Source organism: Mesorhizobium sp. KR1-2 (assembly GCF_040045035.1).
GTDB lineage: Bacteria > Pseudomonadota > Alphaproteobacteria > Rhizobiales > Rhizobiaceae > Pseudaminobacter.
On sequence record NZ_JBDZDS010000009.1, the window covers coordinates 196,033 to 218,915 of the forward strand.

General features: G+C 64.2%; 23 protein-coding genes. 12 read left to right on the forward strand and 11 right to left on the reverse strand.

All coding sequences use genetic code 11. From position 1 onward, the window contains the following. Positions 1 to 33 precede the first annotated feature (33 nt). Together ABLE85_RS18370 and ABLE85_RS18375 are read right to left on the reverse strand one after the other, a co-directional pair. Positions 34 to 999, reverse strand: coding sequence for an extensin family protein (locus ABLE85_RS18370; RefSeq protein ID WP_348794150.1), 966 nt, complete (start codon positions 997 to 999; stop codon positions 34 to 36). A gap of 65 nt (positions 1,000 to 1,064) precedes the next feature. Next, entirely contained in the window at positions 1,065 to 1,493 is a 429-nt protein-coding gene (locus tag ABLE85_RS18375; protein WP_348794151.1) for a DUF3775 domain-containing protein, read from the reverse strand. A 154-nt stretch (positions 1,494 to 1,647) separates the two neighbouring features. Between ABLE85_RS18375 and ABLE85_RS18380 the strand changes: the two genes are divergently transcribed. Continuing rightward, a complete protein-coding gene (locus tag ABLE85_RS18380; RefSeq protein ID WP_348794152.1) occupies positions 1,648 to 1,995 on the forward strand; it encodes a DMT family protein in 348 nt (115 codons plus the stop codon). Here ABLE85_RS18380 and ABLE85_RS18385 read toward each other — a convergent pair. Continuing rightward, the gene (locus tag ABLE85_RS18385) at positions 1,985 to 2,878 is read right to left on the reverse strand and encodes a DMT family transporter (protein ID WP_348794153.1); all 894 of its coding nucleotides are present in this window, start codon (positions 2,876 to 2,878) and stop codon (positions 1,985 to 1,987) included. The two genes, ABLE85_RS18380 and ABLE85_RS18385, sit on opposite strands and share 11 nt — an antisense overlap. A gap of 113 nt (positions 2,879 to 2,991) precedes the next feature. Here ABLE85_RS18385 and ABLE85_RS18390 point away from each other — a divergent pair, with 113 nt between their 5' ends. Further along, positions 2,992 to 4,029: a DUF1176 domain-containing protein gene (locus ABLE85_RS18390; protein WP_348794154.1), complete on the forward strand. Its 1,038-nt coding sequence runs from the start codon at positions 2,992 to 2,994 to the stop codon at positions 4,027 to 4,029. Between the two features lie 65 nt (positions 4,030 to 4,094). Here ABLE85_RS18390 and ABLE85_RS18395 read toward each other — a convergent pair whose 3' ends face one another. Continuing rightward, positions 4,095 to 5,276 (reverse strand): PQQ-dependent sugar dehydrogenase, encoded by a 1,182-nt coding sequence (locus tag ABLE85_RS18395; RefSeq protein WP_348794155.1) that lies wholly within the window; start codon positions 5,274 to 5,276, stop codon positions 4,095 to 4,097. A gap of 258 nt (positions 5,277 to 5,534) precedes the next feature. On the opposite strand from ABLE85_RS18395, the gene greA reads away from it, so the two are divergent. Together greA and ABLE85_RS18405 are read left to right on the forward strand one after the other, a co-directional pair. Next, positions 5,535 to 6,008 (forward strand): transcription elongation factor GreA, encoded by a 474-nt coding sequence (gene greA / locus ABLE85_RS18400; protein ID WP_348794156.1) that lies wholly within the window; start codon positions 5,535 to 5,537, stop codon positions 6,006 to 6,008. 65 nt (positions 6,009 to 6,073) lie between these two features. Continuing rightward, on the forward strand, positions 6,074 to 7,126 hold the full coding sequence (locus tag ABLE85_RS18405) for a glycosyltransferase family 4 protein (protein WP_348794217.1): 1,053 nt from the start codon (positions 6,074 to 6,076) through the stop codon (positions 7,124 to 7,126). Positions 7,127 to 7,177: 51 nt separating this feature from the next. On the opposite strand, the gene ABLE85_RS18410 is transcribed toward ABLE85_RS18405, so the two are convergent. Both ABLE85_RS18410 and ABLE85_RS18415 read right to left on the reverse strand, forming a co-directional pair. After that, positions 7,178 to 7,972, reverse strand: coding sequence for a glycosyltransferase family 2 protein (locus ABLE85_RS18410; protein WP_348794157.1), 795 nt, complete (start codon positions 7,970 to 7,972; stop codon positions 7,178 to 7,180). A gap of 184 nt (positions 7,973 to 8,156) precedes the next feature. Next, positions 8,157 to 8,630 (reverse strand): Lrp/AsnC family transcriptional regulator, encoded by a 474-nt coding sequence (locus ABLE85_RS18415; protein WP_348794158.1) that lies wholly within the window; start codon positions 8,628 to 8,630, stop codon positions 8,157 to 8,159. Positions 8,631 to 8,891: 261 nt separating this feature from the next. On the opposite strand from ABLE85_RS18415, the gene trxB reads away from it, so the two are divergent. Further along, positions 8,892 to 9,866 carry a thioredoxin-disulfide reductase gene (gene trxB / locus ABLE85_RS18420; protein WP_348794159.1) on the forward strand — a complete coding sequence of 325 codons (975 nt, stop codon included), beginning with the start codon at positions 8,892 to 8,894 and terminating at the stop codon, positions 9,864 to 9,866. A gap of 46 nt (positions 9,867 to 9,912) precedes the next feature. Continuing rightward, positions 9,913 to 10,809, forward strand: coding sequence for a LysR family transcriptional regulator (locus tag ABLE85_RS18425; protein ID WP_348794160.1), 897 nt, complete (start codon positions 9,913 to 9,915; stop codon positions 10,807 to 10,809). A gap of 27 nt (positions 10,810 to 10,836) precedes the next feature. Here ABLE85_RS18425 and ABLE85_RS18430 read toward each other — a convergent pair whose 3' ends face one another. Both ABLE85_RS18430 and ABLE85_RS18435 read right to left on the reverse strand, forming a co-directional pair. Next, positions 10,837 to 11,337, reverse strand: a complete 501-nt coding sequence (locus ABLE85_RS18430; protein WP_348794161.1) for an isoprenylcysteine carboxylmethyltransferase family protein — start codon at positions 11,335 to 11,337, stop codon at positions 10,837 to 10,839. Positions 11,338 to 12,090: 753 nt separating this feature from the next. Further along, complete coding sequence (locus ABLE85_RS18435) at positions 12,091 to 14,142, reverse strand: elongation factor G (RefSeq protein WP_348794162.1); 2,052 nt, start codon at positions 14,140 to 14,142, stop codon at positions 12,091 to 12,093. A 300-nt stretch (positions 14,143 to 14,442) separates the two neighbouring features. Here ABLE85_RS18435 and ABLE85_RS18440 point away from each other — a divergent pair, with 300 nt between their 5' ends. After that, positions 14,443 to 16,032, forward strand: coding sequence for an ABC transporter substrate-binding protein (locus ABLE85_RS18440; protein WP_348794163.1), 1,590 nt, complete (start codon positions 14,443 to 14,445; stop codon positions 16,030 to 16,032). Between the two features lie 122 nt (positions 16,033 to 16,154). Here ABLE85_RS18440 and ABLE85_RS18445 read toward each other — a convergent pair whose 3' ends face one another. Next, entirely contained in the window at positions 16,155 to 17,357 is a 1,203-nt protein-coding gene (locus ABLE85_RS18445) for a pyridoxal phosphate-dependent aminotransferase (protein ID WP_348794164.1), read from the reverse strand. Between the two features lie 181 nt (positions 17,358 to 17,538). Between ABLE85_RS18445 and ABLE85_RS18450 the strand changes: the two genes are divergently transcribed. Next, a complete protein-coding gene (locus ABLE85_RS18450; protein ID WP_348794165.1) occupies positions 17,539 to 18,423 on the forward strand; it encodes an EAL domain-containing protein in 885 nt (294 codons plus the stop codon). A gap of 132 nt (positions 18,424 to 18,555) precedes the next feature. Next, the gene (locus ABLE85_RS18455) at positions 18,556 to 19,167 is read left to right on the forward strand and encodes a glutathione S-transferase family protein (protein ID WP_348794166.1); all 612 of its coding nucleotides are present in this window, start codon (positions 18,556 to 18,558) and stop codon (positions 19,165 to 19,167) included. A 241-nt stretch (positions 19,168 to 19,408) separates the two neighbouring features. Here ABLE85_RS18455 and ABLE85_RS18460 read toward each other — a convergent pair whose 3' ends face one another. Next, positions 19,409 to 19,621, reverse strand: coding sequence for a cold-shock protein (locus tag ABLE85_RS18460; RefSeq protein WP_348794167.1), 213 nt, complete (start codon positions 19,619 to 19,621; stop codon positions 19,409 to 19,411). A 297-nt stretch (positions 19,622 to 19,918) separates the two neighbouring features. Here ABLE85_RS18460 and ABLE85_RS18465 point away from each other — a divergent pair, with 297 nt between their 5' ends. Further along, positions 19,919 to 20,245: a hypothetical protein gene (locus ABLE85_RS18465; protein ID WP_348794168.1), complete on the forward strand. Its 327-nt coding sequence runs from the start codon at positions 19,919 to 19,921 to the stop codon at positions 20,243 to 20,245. Here ABLE85_RS18465 and ABLE85_RS18470 read toward each other — a convergent pair. Next, positions 20,242 to 20,823, reverse strand: coding sequence for a methylated-DNA--[protein]-cysteine S-methyltransferase (locus tag ABLE85_RS18470; RefSeq protein WP_348794169.1), 582 nt, complete (start codon positions 20,821 to 20,823; stop codon positions 20,242 to 20,244). The genes ABLE85_RS18465 and ABLE85_RS18470 overlap by 4 nt on opposite strands. 205 nt (positions 20,824 to 21,028) lie before the next feature. On the opposite strand from ABLE85_RS18470, the gene ABLE85_RS18475 reads away from it, so the two are divergent. Both ABLE85_RS18475 and ABLE85_RS18480 read left to right on the forward strand, forming a co-directional pair. Continuing rightward, a complete protein-coding gene (locus tag ABLE85_RS18475; RefSeq protein WP_348794170.1) occupies positions 21,029 to 22,066 on the forward strand; it encodes a lytic transglycosylase domain-containing protein in 1,038 nt (345 codons plus the stop codon). Between the two features lie 41 nt (positions 22,067 to 22,107). Then, on the forward strand, positions 22,108 to 22,608 hold the full coding sequence (locus ABLE85_RS18480) for a GNAT family N-acetyltransferase (protein ID WP_348794171.1): 501 nt from the start codon (positions 22,108 to 22,110) through the stop codon (positions 22,606 to 22,608). Positions 22,609 to 22,883 lie beyond the last annotated feature (275 nt).

The window sequence follows — 22,883 nt, forward strand, 5'->3', positions numbered from 1 at the left end:
ACGCGCCGCTGCGCCCTGCATCCTTCGGCCGGACTATTGGCAGAACGTGGCGCCATGCTTGCGCGGGGCCAGATCCAGGTGAAGGTGGCGGGTATGGTCGGCATCGCTGCCGGGCCCAAGCACGGTCTTGAAGGGTCCGCAGGCGGCCTTGCGAATATCGGCCAGGAACTTGGCGGCTTTCTCCTCCGGCGCAGGCACCACGTCGACCTCGGTACCCTTGGAAAGCGTGAAGCGGCCAATGTCGAGCGCATTGCCAAAGGCGTGCTCGGAAAGCGTGGTCGTACCGTTGCGCGGTCGGCAGGCATAGCCTGAAGCATCCGAGACGGATTTCAGCTCCTCGCCGTAGGCCGCCTGGGCCGCAGGCGAGATGCTGTCGGTGGCAAAACGGGCGACAGCTTCGGCCATGGCGCAGTTCATCACCACATCGGGCGCAATGTCGATCGCCTTGCCGAGCGTCTTGACGGCGAGCGGATAGGGAACGGCACAGCCTTCCGGGTCGCTTTCAGAGGGGCGTTCCTCGAAGCTCACGCCGAGGCTTACAAGCCGCTTCCGGCAAGCGATTTCTTCGGCCGGCATTGTTGCCGATGGTCGGGCGCTGGAGCGGGGGGCCGGCAGCGGCGCAGGTGCTCTCTTTTCTTGGCTGTTGTCTTCGGAACCCGGGGATTCCTTGCCATTTTCACTCGGAGGGGATTGTGCGGGGCGTTGCTCTGGAAGTGGGGCCTTCTCGGGCGTCACAGGGGCGCCTGCATCGGGTTTTGAAGCTTCGCCTGCGACGGTCGAGTTGTCAGGATCGCCGGATAGCTTCGGGCGAGGCTCCGGCAATGGCGTATCTCCAAGCTTCTCGGGCAGGATGTTGCCAGCCGGTGGCGAGAAGACCTCAGGCACCGGAACGTTGTTAGGCAGCCTGGGCGGCTTTGCGTCGGTCGCAGTCACGCACAGCAGCGCCGCTGCCGTCAGAGGCAGGAATTTTGCCCGCATGCCCAACGGTGAAAGCTTCATCGGCACTGCAACGGCCAGCTGGGCTGTCCGGTTGCCGAGCGCCGATCACGAAGGGTGACAGGCTTTCATGCGCCGATCGCCTCCAGACCTTCCTCGAGCCAATCGCCCAGCATCGGCATGCCGAGCAGATATTTGGCGGTGCGGCTGTTGCCGCGCCGGCGTGCCTCCGCCACAGCTTCGGACCATTCTGCGGCGTCGTAGTCGCCGCGCCCGATCCAGGCCAGCGCGACGAGTTCGGCCGCTTCGTCGACATTCAGGTCGTCGATGAGCTCGCGCAGCTCCTCCTCGGTCAGGTCTTCGGACTCCTCTTCGACGAGCCCGGCATGCGCGTGGGTGTCGCCCTTGTCGCTGCCATCGAGTTCGATCTCGTGCTCGCCGCCGTCGACATAGTCGTCGTTCATGGCCGCGCTGATCACCTTCGCCTTCTCGATGAAGAGGCGAACGGTGTCGGGACCTATGGTCAAGTCCCATTCCCTGTCGGCCTTCTGGCGCACGGAGCTTCTCCTGAGCTGCCTTTTCGGATGATAGACCTTTTGCAGCCGACGTCACGCGCGATGTTACGGCAAGGCCGCGACTCGATTGAGTGAGGATTGACAGCGCAGGGCGAAGCCTTGAAATGGCGCTTCCTCCCACCAAACGGGTTCCCGCATGGCCCTCCTGTCGCCCAAAGTCATACCGATTCTGATGCTCGTGGCCTCGAACGTCTTCATGACGTTCGCCTGGTACGGACACCTGAAATTCAAGACCTCGCCGATCTACGTCGCGGTACTGGTGAGCTGGCTAATCGCCTTCGTGGAGTACTGGCTCGCCGTTCCGGCAAACCGCATCGGCAGCCAGACCTATTCGGTGGCCGAGCTGAAGACCATGCAGGAGGTGATCACGCTCACGGTCTTCGCGGTGTTCTCGGTGCTGTACCTGAAGGAGTCGTTCACCTTGAACCACCTGCTCGGCTTCACGCTGATTGCCGGTGGAGCGACGCTGATCTTCAGAGGGTGACGGCAGACTTCTTCGCAAACACCATCGGCAGGACCTCGACGGCGACGATCGCCAGGAAGATCAGGCCGCAGCCCAGGAAGCCGCTCGCCGGCAGGCGTTCGCCGAGGATGAGCGCGCCGAACAGCGCTGCGAACAGCGCTTCCGACGACAGGAAGATCGCCGCCTGCGGGGCGGTCGTGTAGCGCTGGCCGATCACCTGGAGCGTGAATGCCATCGCACCGGAAAACACGCCGGCATAGACGATCTCGGGCGCGGCGATGCGGATCGCGCCCCAGTCGATCGGTTCATGGATCAGCGCGACCGCCAGTCCGGCAACGGCGCAGACGGCGAACTGCGTGACCGCGAGCGTGATGGGTCGGCCGGTGCCGGAGGCGGCGCGGGCGATGAAGATGACCTGAAGCGCGCAGAAGCCGCCGGCAAGGACCGTGAGCCAATCGCCCGGGTTCAGAGCCTCGACGGCCCCGCCCGAGAGGAACCAGATGCCGGCAAGCGCAGTCAGCGCAGCCGGCCAGACGATCGGATGCGGCCAGTTGCGGAAAAGGACGACGGTGAAAAGCGGCGTCATCACCACGTAAAGGCCGGTCAGGAAGCCGGAGTTGGTGACGGTGGTGGTGAGAAGGCCGATCTGCTGGAAGGCGATCGCGCCCAGCATCATCAGCCCCACCCAGACGAAGGCCAGCCAGTTGCGCGCCGTCAGTGCGCGCTCGGCACGCCGTCCCTCGCGGATCGCGAAAGGCAGCACGGCCAGCGTTGCCAGCACGAAGCGCAAACCGATGAACACAAACGGCCCGACCGAGTCCATGGCGGACGACTGGGCGACGAAGCCCATGCCCCACATGGCACCGGCGAGCAAAAGGAGCAGATTGGCCTGGATACGTGTCATTTGGAGGGGATGGACCGCTGGAGATGAAAGGCCGCTTGTCATAGCATCGCCGCGCGTGGCGGCAAGGGCCACGGGCGACAATCGCCGAGGGCAATGGAGAGGGTTTTTTTCGCATGCGTTTGTTTCTTGTCACGGCATTGTTCGGCCTTTGCGGCCTATCGGCCGCTTCGGCCGATGCCTACAAGCAGATCAAGGATTTCGAGGTGTCCTGCTCCTTGGCGCAGACCTGCCGCATCCAGACGCTCGCGAAGTCGCCGGAGCACCCAGCGGTCACCGCCTTTTCGCTGATGCGCAAGGCGGGACCGGATGCGCCGCTGGACGTGGTGGTATCGGCGGACGAGTTGTCTTCGGGGACCGATCTCGGCTTCGTCGTCGACGGCAAGACGGTCCTGTCCCTGCCGCTCGCCAAGGCAAGCCACAGCGAGGACAGCGGCGAATACAGCTTTGCGGGCGATGCAGACACGCAGAAGCTGCTCGACGCGCTGCGCAACGCCGGCAAGCTCGAGCTAACCTACGCCTCCAAGGCGGGCGAGGGGCGCAGTTCCTTTTCGCTTTCGGGGCTGGTCGGGGCGCTGATCTTTACCGATGAGACGCAGGGCCGTCTGAAGGCGAAGGATGCGCTGCAGGTGAAGGGCGAGGGCACGAGCCCGGCGGCGCAGGTTCGGGAGATCTCGGCCATCGACGACATTCCCGAGGCGATCCGTGGCCGTTTCAAGGGCGATGGCAGCTGCAGCTTCGATGACGAGAGTCGCTTCGGCTATGGCGGCTTCGATGCCGATGTCGGCGAGGGCGTTCACCTGCTGGCTCTGCCCTGCGGCGAAGGCGGCGCCTACAACCAGCCCTTCGCCTTGTTCATCGACCGCGACGGCGAGATCGATCCGCTGGCGCTACCGGCCATGTCGGACGAAGGTCCCACCACGGTTTCGCAGGCCTGGAACATCGACTGGAACCAGCCGGCACGTGTGTTGACCGGCTTCTTCAAGGGGCGCGGGATCGGCGACTGCGGCGGCTTGGACAAATGGCGGCTGCGCACGGAAGGGGAAGGCCCTGCCTTCGTGCTTCTGGAGGCGCGCTCCAAGGGCGATTGCGACGGCGACTATGCCGGCGGCCCGGAAAACTGGCCGGCGCAGTGGCCTGTGGGAAAGAAATAGGCGAGCCTGTCGCAGGGGTGGCGGCGGCTAGGACGCCGCCCGCGCCTTCAGCGCAACAGCGAGTTTCATTTCGCCCGCGACAGACGAATGATCTCACCATTTTCCTCGTCGGTCAGCAGCCAGACGGAGCTGTCGGGCGCCAGCCGCACGTCGCGGATGCGTCCGAAGGCGCCTTTGAACATGCGTTCCTCGCCAGTGATCTTGCCATGGGCGTCGCGTGTCAGCCGCGCGACGAGCTCGAATTTCAGCGCACCGACCAGAAGGTCGTCCTTCCACTCGGGGAACATGGTTCCCTCATACACGGCAAGGCCGGACGGCGCGATCGACGGGGTCCAGTGGTACAGCGGCTGCTCGTAGCCGGGCGCTGCGGTGCCGATGCCGATCTTGGCGCCTGAATAGTCGCGGCCATAGGTGATGATCGGCCAGCCGTAGTTCTTGCCGGCCTCGGGCTGGTTGACCTCGTCGCCGCCCATCGGGCCGTGCTCGGTGGTGACCAGGGCATGGGTGAGGGGATCGAACACCGCGCCCTGGATGTTGCGATGCCCCTTGGACCAGAGCGCGGGCAGCCCCTTTTTGCCATCGGCAAAGGGATTGTCGGGCGGGATGGAACCGTCCGGCTCTATGCGCAGCACGGCGCCGGCGCTGTCATGCATGTCCTGCGCACGCATGGCGTCGCCGCGGTCGCCGGTGCCGACGAACAATGTGCCGTCGGGTGCAAATACCAGGCGCGACCCGAATTGCAGCGGCGAGGCGGTCTTGCGGGCCATCGAGAAGATGACCTTTACATCCTCCAGGCGGGCACTCTCGCCTTCGCGCACCAGCTTCGCCCGCGCCACTGCCGTCCCGGCGCCACCTTCGCCAGGTTGGGCGAAGGTGAAGAAGATCAGCCCGTCGGTGTCGAAATGCGGCGACAGCACCACGTCGAGCAGGCCGCCCTGACCGATTGCCGCTACCTCCGGGACACCAGGAACCGGCTTGGACAGCTTTCCATGCGAAAGGATGCGCATGCGCCCCGACCGTTCGGTGACCAGCGCATCGCCATCCGGCAGGAAGGCGATGGCCCAAGGGTGCTCCAGCCCCTTCGCCACGACTTCCGCAGTGACCTTGACCTTCTGGGTGTCGAAGACTTTCGACGCCGCGATGGCGAAGCCGGTGGTGAGCAGGCTTGCGCACAAGCAAAGGAACAGCACTCTTCCGACATGCGCTTTGGTCGTGTTCATGGTTTCGACATAGGCGGCGCGGCCCATCCGGCAAGCGCCTCCGTGATGGCGTTGAGATTCCGGAATACCGGGGAAAGTCACCGCTTGCGCCCATCGAACGGTGCACGAATTTCCGGGGATTGCTTTTTAAGGTGAAAAATCCTCCAAGATTGCTATATTGGGCAGAAATGCATCAGACGGTTCGTGCGGCTTTTGTCGCTGGACCGTTTTCTTTTTGTGCCTACCCGCGTTTTTTACGCATGAGTTGCAACGGGGGGAAGGTGTTTTGAGGAAAGGCAGACTATCATGAACAAGGTCCCCATGACCGCCGCCGGATTCGAAACGCTGAAGGAAGAACTGCGGTGGCGCCAACAGGACGAGCGTCCGCGCATCATCGAGGCGATCTCCGAAGCGCGCGCGCATGGCGACCTTTCCGAAAATGCCGAGTACCATGCCGCCAAGGAGGCGCAGAGCCTCAATGAAGGCCGCGTGCACGAGCTCGAGGACCTGATCGCCCGCGCCGAGGTGATCGACATCTCGAAGCTCTCCGGCGACAAGATCAAGTTCGGCGCCACCGTCAAGCTGGTGGACGAAGAGACCGAAGAGGAAAAGACCTATCAGATCGTCGGCGACCAGGAAGCCGACGTGAAGTCCGGGCGCATTTCCATTTCCTCGCCGATCGCGCGTGCGCTGATCGGCAAGGAGGTCGGCGAGACGATCGAGGTCAATGCGCCCGGTGGCCCGCGCGGCTATGAAGTGGTCGAGGTCAATTTCATTTGAGACCTTCTGCAGTGGCCGACCGAGATGTGGCCGTGACGCCTGGCGCCGCGACCACGCATGCAGCTGTGCCCGACATGGCCCAGGTCGAGGTGATTGCGCCGCACATCAAGCGGCGCCTTTCGGGCGTCACTAGCACCGTCATCCAGCTCGTGCCCATCCAGGCGCGGAGCCTTGGCATCACGACGATCGGGCCGGGCCTGCCCGACAGCCTGCCCAAGATGCGTTGGTGGCAGGTGTTTTCCCTGCTCAAGCGGCCGCGCTCCGGGCGCAAGCGCATCTGGCATGCAAGGCGCAACATCGAGATGCTGGCCGGCCTGGTCCTGAAGGCGATCTTCCGGGCGCCGATGTCGCTTGTCTTCACCTCTGCCGGACAGCGCGATCACACGCGCTGGACGAAATTCCTGATCCGCCGGATGGATGCCGTCATCGCCACCAGCAGCAAGGCGGCCGCCTATCTCAAGGTGCCCAGCACCGTGGTGATGCACGGCGTCGACACCGATAGGTTCACGCCGCCGAAGGACAAGGCCGCGGCGCTGACGGCGCTCGGCCTCGATCCGACGCGGAACTATGTCGGCTGCTTCGGCCGCGTGCGTCATCAGAAAGGGGTCGATCTCTTCGTCGACGCCATGATCGAGCTTCTGCCGAGCCGGCCCAACTGGTCGGCGGTGATAACCGGGCGCACGACCGTCCAGCATGTCGAGTTCGAGCAGGAACTGAAGCAGAAGGCCGCGGCAGCGGGACTTGCCGATCGCATCCTGTTCGTCGGCGAGGTTCCGGACGTCACGCCCTGGTTCGGTGCGATGTCGCTCTACATCGCGCCGCAGCGCTGGGAAGGGTTCGGGCTGACCCCGCTCGAGGCCATGTCGAGCGGCGTGCCTGTGGTGGCGACCGATGTCGGCGCCTTTTCCGAACTGGTCATCGAAGGCGTGACGGGCAATGTCGTTGCCCGCGAAGACCTTCCTGCAATAATCGCGGCTTCTGGACGCTTCATGGACGATGAAGCCGCCCGCGGGGCCGCGGCTGAGTCGGCCCTTGCGCATGCGCGCGCGGACTTCCCGCTGCGGCGCGAGGCCGAGGGTATTCGCAAGGTCTACGACCGGGTCTGGGCGAAAGGGTAGAGCAGGCCCCGAAAAGCTCCAGACTTTTCGGGCCATCCCGCTCCAGGTCGGCTATTCGGACGGCATGCCGTTTCTTGACAGGCGGTAGAGCTTTGCCTCGGTCATGAAGACATAGCTCGAAAGCATGATCGAATAGATGAAGCCCGGCGTGCCGCACAGGAAATAGCGCTGGCCGAGATAGAATTTGAGGAACTGCGCCAGCGGCTTCAGCATGATCTTGGAGAGGCCGGAGGTCTTGCCCCGCCGGTGGCCTTCGAAAGCCTTCAGCCTCGAATAGCCGTTCATCTTGCTGCAGTCCTCCTGGATGGAGAGGTTGCGGAAATGCAGGATGCGCCCGCGCGGCAGCTTGCGGACCTCTCCGTCGACGATCAGCGATTCATGCACCACGAGGTCCGTGTCGTAGCGTGCGCTGTCCTTACGCACGACGCGCACATGATAGCGGGCGTGCACGGCGGCCGGCGGATAGCCGTAGCCCGGCAGGTATTCCGGTCGCCGGATGGCGTAGCCGGCCACGCCGGGCTGGTCGAGGTCCAGGTCGAGTAGTTGAGCTTTCAACCGGTCGTCGAGCCGCTCGTCGCTATCGAGGTTGAGGCACCAGGCGGACGTGCACTGCTCCAGCGCGAACTGTTTCTGCCGGGCGAAACCCAGCCATTCCTGGTGGACAAGCCGGATGGGGAGGCCGCGCGCCCGATAATCCTCGATCAGTTCCAGCGTGCCGTCGGTGGAACCGGAATCCACGACGACGATCTCATCGCAGATGTCGAGGCTCTCAAGGCAGGCGCCGAGCACCGCAACCTCGTTCTTGCAGATGATGAAGGCCGAGATCGGCACGGTTTTGCGCGGCATGCTTTCATCCCCCAGCTGCGGCACGACTGTGTGGATGAGACTATTAAAGAAGGCTGCGATGGTGGTCCAGATCGCGCCTCGGACAGAATGTCGGGACAAACGGTTTCGCGACCGCAACCTGCCAGCCAGCTTCTGGAAAGTAGTCGTCAGTGCTGGCGATCAGGATGTCAGGAATCGAGAAACTCTACCCAATCGCCACCAGGCCTTCATCCTTGACCTGGCGGATGGTCAGGGCGGTTCGCACGGTGTCGACGTTGGGGGCCGAGGCGAGGTCCTCGATGACGAAGTTCTGGAAGGTGGTGAGGTCGCTCGCCACGCAATGCAGCATGAAGTCGGAATCGCCCGAGACCATCCATGCCTGCCGCACGATCGGCCAAAGCCTTGTGCGGTCGGCGAAGGCCTTCAGTTCCGTCTCGGCATGGTGGTGCAGCCCCACTATGCAGAAGGCCACCACATCCATGCCCAGCGCCGGCGCGTTCAGCAACGCGCGATAGCCGCGGATGATGCCGGAATCCTCAAGTCGCTTGACCCGCCTCAGGCAGGGCGGGGCCGAGATGCCGACGCGGCGCGACAATTCGACATTGGTGACGCGTCCCTCGTTCTGGAGCTCGTGCAGGATTTTCCAGTCGATCGCGTCGAGGTCGGCCTTGAGCGGCATTGTTGTCTTTCCGATGTGGTGGGCGCAAGAATCTGTCGCGATCTTGTAATTAAACTATAAGCGGCGTGGCGTCAGGCCCCGGAAATGCCAAATTTTGCGCTACGTGTCGAACCGCTTCGCGGCGGCATGATCCGTGCGATGCAAAGCTTTCCGGGGATGGTCGATTCGCCGCCTTGCTGGTCCTGACCCCAACACCTAGATTAGCGCGAAATATCAAATCCGCATCGGCACATGCCGCTTCCAGTTCATGAAGGCCTTTCCATGACGATCAAACATGCGCCCGTCCTCATCATCGGCTCCGGCCCGGCCGGCTATACGGCCGCCATCTACGCCGCGCGCGCCATGCTGAAGCCGGTGCTGGTCGCCGGGCTGGAGCAGGGCGGCCAACTGATGATCACCACCGATGTCGAGAACTATCCCGGCTTCGCCGACCCGATCCAGGGCCCTTGGCTCATGGGCGAGATGCTCAAGCAGTCCGAGCATGTCGGTGCCGAGATCGTCAACGACGTCATCACCGAGGTCGAGCTCAATGTGCGGCCGTTCCGTCTGAAGGGCGACTCTGGCACCCAATATACGTGTGATGCGCTCATCATCGCCACGGGCGCCAAGGCCAAGTGGCTGGGCATTCCCGGCGAGCAGGCTTACATGGGCTTCGGTGTTTCGGCCTGCGCCACCTGCGATGGCTTCTTCTATCGCGGCAAGGATGTCGCGGTCGTCGGCGGCGGCAACACCGCCGTCGAAGAGGCGCTCTATTTGTCGAACCTGGCCAAGAGCGTCACGGTCATCCATCGGCGCGACGATTTCCGCGCCGAGCGCATCCTGCGCGAGCGGCTGGCGCAGAAGGAAAACATCAAGGTCATCTGGAACACGGTGGTGGACGAGATTGTCGGTATTCCTGGCAAGCCGCCGTTGCCGTCCTCGGCAAACGCCCTGAAGCTGCGCAATGTGGTGACCGGCGCGCAGAGCGAACTGCCCATCGACGGTTTGTTCGTGGCGATCGGCCATGCGCCGGCGGTTGAGCTTTTCGCCGGCAAGCTGAAGCAGAAGCCCAATGGCTATCTGTGGACCGCGCCGGACTCGACCCGCACCGACGTGCCGGGCGTGTTCGCCGCCGGCGACGTCACCGACGACATCTATCGCCAGGCCGTGACTGCGGCCGGCCTTGGCTGCATGGCGGCGCTGGAAGCGGAGAAATATCTCGCTGGCGTCGAAGCGCTCCGTGAAGCCGCGGAATAGGGCAGAACAGACCGGTACCCGAACAGGCCGGCGCAACGAGGGGAACATGGCACTCGACTGGGACAAGCTACGCGTGTTTCACGCCGCGGCGGAAGCGGGTTCGTTCACGCATGCGGCCGAGACACTGCGCCTGTCGCAATCGGCGATCTCGCGTCAGGTGAGCGCGCTGGAGCACGATGTCGGCGTGCCGCTGTTCCACCGCCATGCGCGCGGGCTGGTGCTGACCGAGCAGGGCGAGATGCTGTTCCGCACGGCGCACGACGTGCTGATGAAGCTGGAATCGATCAAGACGCGGCTGACCGAGGCGAAGGACCGGCCGTCCGGCGTGCTTCGCGTGACGACAACGGTCGGCCTGGGCGCCGGCTGGCTGACCGAACGCGTGCAGGAATTCCTCGAACTCTATCCGGAGATCAACCTCCAGCTCATCCTCGCCAACGAGGAGTTGGACCTGACCATGCGCCAGGCCGACTGCGCGCTGCGCCTGCGCCAGCCCCAGCAGCCCGACCTTATCCAGCGCCGGCTGTTCACGGTGCATTTCCACCTCTATGCCTCGCCGTCCTATGTGAACAAATACGGCAAGCCGGAAAGCATCGCCGAACTGCGCAATCACCGCATCGTCACCTTCGGCGTGCCGGTGCCCTCGCATCTGAGCGAGCTGAACTGGCTGGAGACCGTCGGCGATTTCGAGGGCGGCCAGCGCGTGGCCAATCTCCAGATCAACGATATTTTGTCGATCAAGCGCGCGGTCCAGACCGGCGCGGGCATCGCCATGCTGCCCGACTATGTGGTGAGCAAGGATTCCGGGCTGGTCCAGGTGCTACCCGAAACCGAGGTGCCGTCCTTCGACACTTATTTCTGCTATCCGGATGCGATGAAGAACCAGGCGAAGCTGCATGTGTTCCGCGACTTCGTCATCGCCAAGGCGCGCAACTGGCCTTACTGAGCCGGTTGCGCCTTTTCTCCAAATCTTTCACGCGCCGCGCCACGGCGTGAGTCTAGGCACCCAACCCGGAACCGCGCGGCGATAGGCCTCGTATTGGTCGCCGTAGCGCCGCGCCAGCGTCGGCTCCTCGTAGAGGCGCACGAAGGCGAAAGTCGCCGCCCAGGCAAAAGCGGCATAGACCACGAGCGTCCAGGAGGCGAACAGCAGCGCCTGTCCAAGGATGATCGACAGCACTGCCAGATACATGGGGTTGCGCACATAGCGATAGGCTCCGCCGACGACCAGCCTTTCGGTCGGCGCAACCGGGGCGGGCGTGCCGGAGCCCTCCAGCGCGAAGCGGGCGAAGGCATGGAGGAGCACCCCGACGCCCACGGCGATGAGGAGAACGCCGAGCGGCAGCACTCCGGCCGCGGATGAGAACGGCCGACCATAACGCTGGGTCAAGAGCCAGGGTGCAACCCCGGCCACGATGCCGGGGGCGATTATCAGGAAGACGGCAGTGCCGGCAATCGCGAGGGGTCTGCGCATGCATCTTCCCCTTTTCGGCTCGCGTTAAGGATTCGCGGTTAACCTGCCTAATTATGCGCCAGACATTCAACGGGCTTCGATATGGAAGTCCATCCGCCGTGGCGGAAAAGTGGCGGATTTCCCTGGCCCCATTGAATGGTCCACGGTTGGACCACAGCCTGCGTCATTTTGCATGGGTGCCTTGCAATGAAGGTGCTTGTTTCCTGAGCAGGGGTAGCCCATATAACAGCCATCTCCTGGGCGCGTTCCTCCTCCCATTAGCGCCCTAGAGTGTTCCCCTCTGGAGGTTTAGCCTTAATCGGCACTTCCAATCAAACTTAGCCGGGTCAATTTGATCCGGCTTTTTTTGTGCCCGGAATTTGGGCTGCCTACCAGCAACCCAACGATCGATCGGAACAGGCGCTCGCCATATGCGGTGAAATACAACGCCTGCCTCAGCGGCTCGGTTTTTGCCGACGTAACCGTGACATGTAACCTCTCGTAACCTGCCCGGAATGAGCCGCCTCTGCTAGGCAGTCTGAGGACGCGGCGCTGGATCGTCGGGGGATGGGGGCATCACCCGCTCGGACCAGGCCCAGGCAGCTGCCGCGTCCAACCTCTGGCGCATGCGCGGCGCATTTTGGGGAAGCGAGTTTGCGGCGGGCCTGACGTGCTGCTTTCCTCCCACATCCATCCGGGGCGGCACGGTCCGCAAATCGGCGTCCGGACCCAATCCGGACGCCGATTTTCATTCGCGGCCTGCCAGCGGGGAGGTTACGCCGCCTTTCCGCCAGCGTTCATCGCTTCGTCGGCCAGACGGCCGGTCAATTCGGCCATGTGATCGAAGGCGGCGCGATAGCTGGCGACCCCGGCGGTGGCCGAACGCAGCTCAATGATGAGATTGCCGATCTCGGCCTGGGGCATGGTCGCTTCGATCACGTCCCAGCCGGGCCAGCCCGGCCGCGCATCGTAGCCGAGGATCTGGCCGCGCCGCTGCGGCACTATACCGGTGATGCGGGCGGTGGCGTCCGACGGGGTGAAGATCTCCACCTTCATGATCGGCTCCAGCAACACCGGCGAGCAGGCGGCCAGGCCTTCCTTCATGGCGAGCTTGGCTGCCATCTGGAAAGCCATGTCCGATGAATCGACGGTGTGGTAGGAGCCGTCCGCGAGATTGACCGCGATGTCGACGATGGGAAAGCCGAGCGGACCGGAGCGGAGGAAGTCGCGCACCCCGGCCTCGACCGAGGGGATGTAAGTCTTCGGCACCACGCCGCCGGTGATCGTGTCGGTGAACTCGAAGCCTGTGCCGCGGGGCAGCGGTTTTATGTCCAGCACCACGTCGCCGAACTGGCCATGCCCGCCCGACTGCTTCTTGTGGCGACCGCGCTGCTGCGTCGCCTTGCGGATCGTCTCGCGGTAGGGCACTGCCGGCGGCCTTGCCTCGACCGGGATCTGGTATTTGCCTTCCAGGCGCTCGACGGTGACGCGCAGATGCATCTCGCCGTGGCCCGACAACACGGTCTCGCTCGAATCCTGCTGGTGGCGCAGGGACAGCGAGGGGTCTTCCTCGGCCAGCCGCTGGAGGGCGGTCGACATTCGCACATCGTCCTTGCGCTCCTTCGGGTGCACGGAGAAGGCGAATACGGGCTCGGGCAGCTCGAAGGTGACGAGCGGCTGCATGCCGCCCTTCGTGGCCGTCAGCGTCTGTCCTGTCCTGACATTGTCGAGCTTGCCGAGCGCAACCGTCTCGCCGACGTCCGCCGACGCCTGCTTGATCTGATCCTTGCCGAACATCCGGTAGATGCCGGACACTTTGGCGCTGGCTCCGCCGGGCATGAACAGTTCGGCGCCATCGGCGACCGAGCCGGACAGGATGCGGGAGACCGAAAGCTTGCCGCCGTGGGCGGTGTGGATGGTCTTCATCACCTGGACCACGGTCTGGCCGCCGTTCGGCGCGTTGAGCCGCTTCCGGGTCGTCTCCACGTCCGGCGCATCGTGGCGGATCGCCTTGAGCAGACGTAGCACGCCGTTGCCCTTTTCGGCCGAGCCGATCAGCACCGGCGTCACCGCCCCGCTGCGCAGGTCTGCGGAAAGATCGTCGAAGATCGCGTCCTTGGGCGGTTCGATCTCTTCCAGCAACTGCTCCATCAGCGCGTCGTCGTGATCGGCCAGCGTCTCGAGCATGGAGAAGCGCGCTTCCATCTCGCGCGCCTTTTCGTCGTTCGGGATTTCGGCGATCTGGCTTTCGGCATATTCGCGATAGACGTAGGCGCGCTCCAGCGCCAGGTCGATCGAGCCGACCACGACGCCATCCTTGCGCAGCGGTATCTGGCGCAGCAGCAGAGGCGTCCGGCTGGTCGACTGCAGCATCTTCAGCGTCTCGCGCACGCCGGCCTCGGTCTTGTCGACCTTGTTGAGGAACAGGATGCGCGGCACGCCGAGTTCGTCCAGCCTGCGCATGATGAGCTGCAGGGCCGGGATCTTCTTCTCGTCGGCTTCGGCCACGACCACGGCAAGGTCGCAGGCCGCCAGCACCGGCTCGGCCTCGAAGGCGAATTCGATCGAGCCGGGGCAATCTGCGAGGGTGAGGCTTTCGCCCATGAAGTCGGTCGTGGCGAAGGTCGCTTCCACGCTCATGGCGTGCGCCCGGGCCTCGGGCGAGTAATCGGATACGGTGTTTCCGGAAGAGATCGGATTCTGGCGAGGTATGGCGCCCGTGCGGGCGAGAATGGCTTCAAGAAGAGTGGTTTTACCGCTTGAAAAGGGACCGACGATGGCGATGCATTTCGGTCCCGTACGTCTTCCTCCAGCGCGATTGCCCATGATGATGCGACCTCCTCCTGATGCGAGAACACTCAGGCGGCGGCCGGCCTTCCGGCCGTCGCGTGGCGGAACCGTCCGATCCGCCAAAATCATCGTCACACGGGCAGGGGCCGAGGGCAAGGGAATTGCGCTCTGGCGCCTCCCTTGAACGCCAGAATAGCGACAGGAAATCAGATGCCGTTTGCGCCATCCGATGTCGCAGCCGGCCTATTGAGCCATCCACCCCCGCGGTCAATATCCATGCCGATAGGGGAACAACGACGGCAACAGTCGACCCGATCGAGGAGGAGAGATCGAAACATGTCGAATGAACTGGAATTCCTGAGCCGCGAAGTCGTGCGCGGACGCCTGTCGCGGCGCGACTTTCTCGGCCGCGCCGCAGCGCTTGGCGTGACCGCGGCGTTCGCCAACACGCTGATCGGCGGCGCCGCGCGCGCTGCAGGCCCGGTCAAGGGCGGCGTGCTCAAGGCCGGCATGGTGGGCGGCGAGTCCACCAACAGCCTCGATCCAGGCAGTTGGGCGAGCCAGGTGCCTTACACGCTGGGCCGCTGCTGGGGCGAGCAGCTTCTGGAGGTCTCGCCGACCGGCCAGATCGAGCCGCGCATTGCCGAAGAGTACGACGCTTCAGCCGACGCCAAGACCTGGACCTTCAAGATCCGCAAGGGCGTGACCTTCCACAACGGCAAGGAGCTGACGCCGGCCGACGTGGTGGCCACACTGGAGCGGCACGCAGACGAGAACTCCAAATCCGCCGCGCTGCCCTTCGTCAGCGGCTTCGAGAGCGTCAAGGTCGACGGCGGCAATGTCGTCATCGTGCTCAAGGAGCCCAATGCCGACCTGCCTTACGTCGTCGGCGACTACCACCTGATGATCCAGCCGAACGGCGGCAAGGACGATCCGACCGCCGGTATCGGCACCGGCCCCTACAAGGTCGTCTCCAACGAGCCTGGCGTGCGCCATGTCGGCGAGCGCTTCAAGGACTATTGGGCACCCGAAGCGCGCGGTCATGCCGACCAGATCGAGATCGTGGTGATCAACGATTCCACCGCGCGTATGTCGGCGCTGCAGGGCGGGCAGGTGCACATGATCAATCGCATCGAGCCCAAGATCATCGAGATGCTCAAGCGCGTGCCGGGCGTGCAGATCCGCAACGTGCCGGGCAAGGGGCACTATGTCTTCATCGCCCACTGCAACACCGCGCCCTTCGACAACAACGACCTGCGGCTGGCACTGAAATATGCCGTCGATCGCGAGGAAATGGTGCAGAAAGTCCTCGGCGGCTACGGCTCGGTCGGCAACGACATGCCGGTGACCGCCGCCTATGCGCTGTTCTCGGACGATATCGAGCAGCGCAAGTACGATCCCGACAAGGCGAAGTTCCACTTCAAGAAGTCGGGCCATGACGGACCGGTGCTGCTGCGCACTTCGGACGTGGCGTTCCCCGGTGCGGTCGATGCCGCCCAGCTCTATCAGCAGCAGGCGGCCAAGGCCGGTATCAACATCGAGGTGAAGCGCGAGCCCGGCGACGGCTACTGGTCGGAGGTGTGGAACAAGCAGCCCTTCTCCATGTCTTACTGGACGGGGCGGCCGACGCAGGACCAGGTCTATTCGATAGCCTATCTGTCCAACGCCGAGTGGAACGACACCCGCTTCTTCCGTCCGGACTTCGACAAGCTGATCTTCGCCGCCCGCGCCGAGCTCGACCAGGCCAAGCGCAAGGAGATCTATCGCCAGGCGGGCGTGATGCTGCGCGACGAGGGCGGCGTGATCATCCCGATGTTCAACAACTACGTCGACGCCACCAGCGAAAAGGTCGGCGGCTGGGTCGACGATCCGAACGGCGAGCTGATGGGCAGCCACGCACTGACCAAGTGCTGGTTGGAAGCTTGATCATCTGGCGGCTGGCGGCACCGCTCGCCGGCCTCCTTTGACGGCATCAAGCTCTCATGGCATTGAAATAAAAAACCCGGCGTCTCCGCCGGGCTTTTTTCGTTTCAGGGCTACTGACCGGATCAGGTCAGGGAAGCCGTGAAGCGCTGGATGCGCGTGCAGGCTTCCTCCAGCAGCGCCTCCGAGGTGGCGTAGGAAATGCGGAAGTTCGGGCCAAGGCCGAAGGCCGAGCCGAACACCACCGCAACGCCCTCAGCTTCGAGCAGCTCCGAGCAGAAGCTCTCGTCGCCGTCGATCACCTTGCCGGACGGGGCCTTCTTGCCGATCAGATCCGCGCAGGACGGGTAGACGTAGAACGCGCCTTCCGGCGAGGGGCAGGAGATGCCGCGTGCCTGGTTGAGCATCGACACCACGAGGTCGCGGCGCGCCTGGAAGATCGCCTTGTTCTTGGCGATGAAGTCCTGCGGACCATTGAGCGCCTCGACCGAGGCCCACTGCGCGATGGTGCAGGCGCCCGAGGTCTGCTGACCCTGGATCATGTCCATGGCCTTGATGAGCTCGATGGGGCCTGCGGCGTAGCCGATGCGCCAGCCGGTCATGGCGTAGGCTTTCGACACGCCGTTCATGGTCAGCGTGCGGCTGTAAAGCTGTGGCTCGACCTCGGCGATGGTCTTGAAGACGAAATCGCCATAGGTCAGATGCTCATACATGTCGTCGGTCAGCACCCAGACCTGCGGATGCCGCAGCAGAACCTCGGCGAGTTCCTTGAGTTCGGCCTCGGTATAGGCCGCGCCCGACGGGTTGGAGGGCGAGTTGAGCACCAGCCACTTGGTGCGCGGGGTGATCGCCTTTTCCAGCGCCGCGCCGGTCAGCTTGAAGCCGTTGGCGTCGGTGGTCTGGGCAAAGGTCGGCGTGCCGCCGCACAGCAGCACCATCTCGGGATAGCTCACCCAGTAGGGGGTGGGGATCACGACCTCGTCGCCGGGGTTCAGCGTCGCCATGAAGGCGTTGAACAGGATCTGCTTGCCGCCGGTGCCAACGATGGTCTGCTCGGGCTTGTAGTCGAGATTGTTCTCACGCTTGAACTTCTTGGCGATGGCCTCGCGCAGCGGGGCAATGCCCGAAACAGGCGGATACTTGGTCTCGCCGCGGCGGATCGCTTCGATCGCCGCATTCTTGATATTGTCCGGAGTGTCGAAGTCAGGCTCTCCCGCGCCAAGGCCGATAACGTCCCGGCCTTTCGCTTTCAGCTCGCGCGCTTTCTGGGTGACGGCGATCGTCGCAGAAGGCTTTACGCGGGAAAGTGCGTCAGCAAGGAAGGCCATGAGTTCATCTCCATTTCATGGGCAGCCTGGGATTGGCGGCGCTTTTCATGTCGGATTGTGCGGCAAATCGCAAGCGTCGCATAGCAGGACACGAGATAATTCGCGGGCCGGGCGGTTCATTAACGTGCGATAAAAACTTATGTGCGAATGTTTCGCATCAATATCGGAGCCAACAAGAATCGTGTCTCGCACTGTCGGGCCCGCCCAGATAATCCGACAGAGCGCCGGAACCTCCAGGGCCTCCTGGGGAGCGTTTGTTCTGGAGACGGCATTTCAGCCGATTTTTGCCTTCCAACCTGGGGGCAAGCCCAAGATCGTTGCCTATGAAGGGTTGGTGCGCCCCTCGCTGGGTGGCGAGCGCATATCGCCCGGTATCTTCTTCAGCGCGATCGCGGTGTCCGAACGACTGGATGTCGAGACACTCACCCGCACCCTGCACTTGCACAATGCCGCAGCCTGCCTGGCGCCAGACGCTACCATCTTCGTGAACTTCGATCCGTCGCTTTTCACCGAACGGTCGGTGGCCGCCGGTGCGCTGGACGACATGCGCAAGGTGATGCGCGAGGTGGGGATCGATCCGTGCCGGGTTGTCTGCGAAGTGACGGAGCAGAAGGCCGCGTCGCCCGAGGCGCTGCAAGCCTTCGTCAAGGCACTGCGGGCGGGTGGGTTGCGGATCGCCATCGACGACTACGGTGCGGAGGATTCCGACATCAAGCGGGTGAAGGCCCTGCGCCCCGACATCGTGAAGTTTGACGCCCAGTGGATCGGCCGACTGATGGCCACGGGTGCGGGCTTTGCGCTTCTGACCGCCATGGTCGAAAAATTCGCGGAGCAGGGCATCACCACTGTGTTCGAGGGCATCGAGGAAGGCTGGCAACTGGAGCTTGCCGAAAAATCCGGCGCTTCCATGGTGCAGGGTTTTGTTCTCGCGCGGCCGGAAATCGTCCAAAGCAGCTTCCAGCCGAAGCCGGCGGAGGAGACGACGAAAGAGCTGGCGGCGCCAGAGCCCGACGCCAAGGCAGCGAAGAAGCCCCAAAAACGGTTCGGCCGCAGGGAAACGAACTGAGCATCGGCTTGGCGCAGGTTTGCCTCGCGGCTGCGCCGGATCCATCAGCCGAAATGATCTACCGACCAAAACAAATCACTGGATGCGCACCGGCACCAGGGCGATAGTCGCCTCTTTCGGAAAGGGGTGCACATGATCAAGCTTTATGGAATGGTCGACAGCGGCAATTGCTACAAGCCGCGATTGCTGATGGCCAAGCTCGGCCTGTCGTTCGAGCATGTCGAGGTCAGCTCTCACAGCGGCGCCACGCGGACGCCCGACTATCTGGCAAAGAATCCCAACGGCATGGTGCCGCTCTTGGAACTGGAGGACGGCCGGTTGCTGGCCGAGTCCAATGCGATCCTGCTCTACTTCGCCGAAGGAACGCCGCTGCTGCCGGCCGACCGCTATGCGCGTGGGCTAGCCTATCAATGGCTGTTCTTCGAGCAGTACAGCCACGAGCCTTACATTGCGGTGCGCAAGGCGCTGCTGACCGTTCCGGGACGCGCTAAGGATGCGACGCCCGAGCGCCTAGCTCTGACCCTGGAGCGTGGCAACAAGGCACTTGGCGTCATGGAAAAGCATCTCGCGCAGAACGACTTTTTCGCTGGCAGCGCCATGAGCGTGGCCGACATTGCGCTCTATGCCTACACCCACGAGGCCGGGAAGGGGGGCTTTGATCTTGCTGCCTATCCGGCGGTGACGGACTGGCTGGCGCGTGTGCGGGCCGAGCCCGGCCACGTGCCGATCGAGTGGCTGCCCTGAGCCTGTGTTCCCGGCAGCCAATCGCTGTCGGTGCCGGCTTTCAACTTTCGATGAAAAAAAGGCGGGGTGTTGCCCCGCCTTCCATGCCCGATCGGGCTGATCTGGAGTTCACCGACCAGGTCCGGCGGCAATCTGCCGCGTCGGCCCCTAGCCTTGACCTTCGGCGCGCTTGTCGCGCAGCCGCCAGTACATCCGTGACTTGCTGAGCGCTCCGAACCGCCGGTCCGGCGCGCGCCTCAAATCAGCCGGCCTTGGAGAGAGAGCCGGCAGCGGACTTGCCGGTGCGGCGGTCCTGCTCGATCTCGAAATTGATCTTCTGGCCGTCGGTCAGGGTGGACATGCCAGCGCGCTCAACGGCGGAGATGTGAACGAAAACGTCCGCGCCGCCAGCGTCGGGCTGGATGAAGCCGAAGCCCTTGGTTGCGTTGAACCACTTTACGGTGCCGGTTGCCATGTGCTTGTATTCCTTGCGTTTGCAACGTTGTTTGACTGGCATCATCCAGTCGTGGGTATCGAGATTTTGGGGATAGACGTAAGCAAACGCGACAAAAGTCGCGAGACTACAAGATCAATCGGCCGAAATATCAACGCGCTCGATATAGAGCTTCTCGGTTGCAAGCACAAGAGGGGGGCGTGCCGATCAATTCACCGCTTTCAAACGCTCCGTACCGATCCTGCCATTCTTCCGGCCATTTCCGCCCATAGCGCGAGAAGGCCGGGCGGGGATGTGCCGGCTTTCATGGAGGTGTTGGTGAAATCTGTGGTGCTTGCTCTCTGCCTGCTGACGCTCGCGTCCGAAGCGCAGGCAATTTCCCGTTACGATTCAACGAGCATGGGCTGCGCGCAGGTTCAGTCCAGCATCGATCTCGAGGGCGCGGTGATCTTGCGCTATCGCTCGCCGCGTGATCCTTCCATCGAGCGCTACGACCGCTATGTGTGCGACCGGCGCTTCTGCAAGCACAATGAGCGCGCCGAAACCACCATGGTGCCGACGGCCGACAGCAAGGCCTGCCCGGTGCGCGAATGCCGCCTGGTCGAGCCGGAGCGCCGGCCGAAGCTGCTGCGCCGCCACTACTAGAATCCGAACGACGCCTGCGCCGGCGGCGGCGGGCCGACCCGCACGCCTTCCAACTCGAGCAGCCGCTCCTTGGTGGACGAGCCGCCCGGCGCCGAAAAGCCGCCGATCTTGCCGCCGGCCGCAAGAATACGGTGGCAGGGCACGACGATGGGCACCGGATTTTTGCCGAGCGCCTGGCCGGTCTCGCGCGCCAGCCCGGCATGGCCGGCGCGGCTTGCCAGTTCGCCATAGGTCGTGACCTCGCCGAACCCCAGCCGGCGCGCGGCGTCGTAGATCGCCAGCCGGAAGGCGTCGGCGGTGCCGAGATCGACCGCGACGCCAGAAAAATCTACCGTCTCGCCGGCCGCATAGCGCCGGATCGGCGCCACTGCCTCGGTTACCTGCGGAGGTAACTCCTCGGCCGCGCACTCCACCGGCCGGCCGCCATCGGCGCCGGGCAGGGTGGCCAGCAGCCGCCTTTGCGTGGTGGCGCGGTCGTGCTCGGGCAGTTGCAGCCGCGTCAGGCCGCGCCCGCTCCAGGCAATGCCGATCCAGCCCAGCTCGGTTTCGAAGAGATGATAGGGAAGGGGAGAAGACATGAGGCGCTTTCCGGACTTCTGCCGCTTATAGCACGGTTAACGAATTGGTACAAATGCAGAACAGGTGCATTTCTTACCTTCTGAAACACCAGTTGATCGGCCTCGTTATTGCGATCTTGACCCGGCAGGTTGCCGGCACGGCGTGGGTCATGTAGAGATTTTCGGGCGGGACGGGTATTTTTAAACGATTTCAGTGAGAGTGGGCTTGCCCAATTTGCGGATTTTCCTGGCTGTCGGCGTTGCGCTTTCTGCGGCGAGCCTGTCGGCCTGTACTTCCACCGGCAATGGTGTTTCGCCCGATCTGGCGCTGAATACCGCCGTGCCCGTCGAGGAAGAAGAGAGCGCCGACTTTCCGCTGCCCGAAACGGTTGCCGTGCTGCCGACCGCCTATGCGCCGGTCGATGGCGCGCCGGTGCCGCTGGTGGCCGAGGCGACCGAGGCTCCGGCCGACGCCACCGCGCTGGTGGCCGAGGCGGCACTGCCCGAAGGCACGCTTCCGCCGCCGTCCCGGCCGGGCGACCCGATCGCGGCCGCTCAGCCGCAGCAGCAGCCGGCCACCGTGCAGGTGGCCTCGCTGGAGCCGGTGGCGCCGCCCAGCGCCTATGCCACGCCCGAGGCCGGCGCATCCTCCGGCAAGGTCGACCAGCTCATCGCCAAATACGCCGCCGTCTACGAGGTGCCGGTCGATCTGGTGCGCCACGTGGTCAAGCGCGAGAGCAATTTTTATCCCGGCGCCTACAACAAGGGCCATTGGGGCCTGATGCAGATCAAGCACTCCACCGCGCGCGGCCTCGGCTATGACGGCCCGCCGAACGGCCTGCTCGACGCCGAGACCAACCTGAAATACGCGGTGAAGTATCTGCGCGGCGCGCTGCTCGTTGCCGACGGCGACTATGCGCGCGCCGACAACCTCTACCGGCGCGGCTATTACTACGATGCCAAGCGCAAGGGCCTGCTGACCGAGACCGGCATGGGCGCCGACCGTCACCGCATGCGCAGCAGGGAAGAGGTTGCCGAGGCAGCTCAGCCGCAGATCGAATTCCCGCCGGTGGCGGAGGTCATTCCGGCCTCGGTGCAGGGCGAATTTCCGCCGGCGCCCGCCGCGCCTGATGCGACGCCGGCGCCCGCCGCGCTGGGCGCGACGCCGGTTGCTGCCCCCTCGGCCGACATGCCGGTGATCACGCCTGCCACCGCGCCCGTGCCCACCGCCGCGCCCGCCGGTGCGGCGACTGTGGGCGCCTGACCCGGCTTTTGGCCCGCGCTCCGGAACCCCAAGGGAGCGGCATGACCATGCCTGAGGCCGGCGCGACAGCTGGGCAACAGGTGGTGCGGCTGCGCTACGACCTCGACTGCACATTGCAGGCGCCGGTCTGGCCGGCCGGTTTTGCCCTGCGCACGCTTTTGTCTCCCGCCGACGCGGCCGCCCTGCACGCGCTGCTGACAGAGGTGTTCCCTGAGCGCCGGGACGAACCCTTCGATGCCTGGTGGCAAAAGCTCTCGACCGACGACGAATTCGACCCCGCGCTGTGCTTTCTGGTGTTTGACGCCGCGGGAGGGCTCGTGGCCGCCGCGCAATGCTGGACCAGCGCCTATCTGAAGGACCTTGCCGTGCGGCCCGACGCGCGCCGGCTGGGGCTGGGCGAGGCGCTGCTCCGGCAGGTTTTTTACGCCTTCCATGCGCGCGGCGCGGCCCATGTCGACCTCAAGACCGACCTCATCGAAAACCGCGACGCCGTGCGGCTCTATGAACGGCTCGGGATGCGCCGCGTGGCGTTGGCGGGCTAACGGCGGCGCCAACCTCCCTCATTCTGAGGAGGCGCGAAGCGTCGTCTCGAAGAACGCGCCTATTCATCGCCACGCCCGGTTTTCACCGTCTGGCCATTTCAAAGAACCTGGGAAGACGGGCGGTCGTCGGACGCGCTCATCTAAGTTTTATCTGCGGCCCTTCGACCGCCCGTTCGATGCTCTTGCCCCCGCTCAGTCGCCTCCACATTCGCGTGGCCAGCCGCCGCCAAGGCCCGGGCTTGGGGGCTCATCACCCAGCAGCGCCACCGTAGCGC

What these genes read in the sequence shown, in the direction of transcription:
- trxB (WP_348794159.1), top strand. Translation starts at nt 8,892, where the DNA reads ATGACGATCAAACATGCGCCCGTCCTCATCATCGGCTCCGGCCCGGCC.
- ABLE85_RS18385 (WP_348794153.1), bottom strand. Translation starts at nt 2,878, where the DNA reads ATGACACGTATCCAGGCCAATCTGCTCCTTTTGCTCGCCGGTGCCATG.
- ABLE85_RS18390 (WP_348794154.1), top strand. Translation starts at nt 2,992, where the DNA reads ATGCGTTTGTTTCTTGTCACGGCATTGTTCGGCCTTTGCGGCCTATCG.
- ABLE85_RS18470 (WP_348794169.1), bottom strand. Translation starts at nt 20,823, where the DNA reads ATGTCTTCTCCCCTTCCCTATCATCTCTTCGAAACCGAGCTGGGCTGG.
- ABLE85_RS18410 (WP_348794157.1), bottom strand. Translation starts at nt 7,972, where the DNA reads ATGCCGCGCAAAACCGTGCCGATCTCGGCCTTCATCATCTGCAAGAAC.
- ABLE85_RS18415 (WP_348794158.1), bottom strand. Translation starts at nt 8,630, where the DNA reads ATGCCGCTCAAGGCCGACCTCGACGCGATCGACTGGAAAATCCTGCAC.
- ABLE85_RS18440 (WP_348794163.1), top strand. Translation starts at nt 14,443, where the DNA reads ATGTCGAATGAACTGGAATTCCTGAGCCGCGAAGTCGTGCGCGGACGC.
- ABLE85_RS18480 (WP_348794171.1), top strand. Translation starts at nt 22,108, where the DNA reads ATGACCATGCCTGAGGCCGGCGCGACAGCTGGGCAACAGGTGGTGCGG.
- ABLE85_RS18430 (WP_348794161.1), bottom strand. Translation starts at nt 11,337, where the DNA reads ATGCGCAGACCCCTCGCGATTGCCGGCACTGCCGTCTTCCTGATAATC.
- ABLE85_RS18435 (WP_348794162.1), bottom strand. Translation starts at nt 14,142, where the DNA reads ATGGGCAATCGCGCTGGAGGAAGACGTACGGGACCGAAATGCATCGCC.
- ABLE85_RS18455 (WP_348794166.1), top strand. Translation starts at nt 18,556, where the DNA reads ATGATCAAGCTTTATGGAATGGTCGACAGCGGCAATTGCTACAAGCCG.
- ABLE85_RS18445 (WP_348794164.1), bottom strand. Translation starts at nt 17,357, where the DNA reads ATGGCCTTCCTTGCTGACGCACTTTCCCGCGTAAAGCCTTCTGCGACG.
- ABLE85_RS18395 (WP_348794155.1), bottom strand. Translation starts at nt 5,276, where the DNA reads ATGGGCCGCGCCGCCTATGTCGAAACCATGAACACGACCAAAGCGCAT.
- ABLE85_RS18425 (WP_348794160.1), top strand. Translation starts at nt 9,913, where the DNA reads ATGGCACTCGACTGGGACAAGCTACGCGTGTTTCACGCCGCGGCGGAA.
- ABLE85_RS18380 (WP_348794152.1), top strand. Translation starts at nt 1,648, where the DNA reads ATGGCCCTCCTGTCGCCCAAAGTCATACCGATTCTGATGCTCGTGGCC.
- ABLE85_RS18370 (WP_348794150.1), bottom strand. Translation starts at nt 999, where the DNA reads ATGAAGCTTTCACCGTTGGGCATGCGGGCAAAATTCCTGCCTCTGACG.
- greA (WP_348794156.1), top strand. Translation starts at nt 5,535, where the DNA reads ATGAACAAGGTCCCCATGACCGCCGCCGGATTCGAAACGCTGAAGGAA.
- ABLE85_RS18460 (WP_348794167.1), bottom strand. Translation starts at nt 19,621, where the DNA reads ATGGCAACCGGCACCGTAAAGTGGTTCAACGCAACCAAGGGCTTCGGC.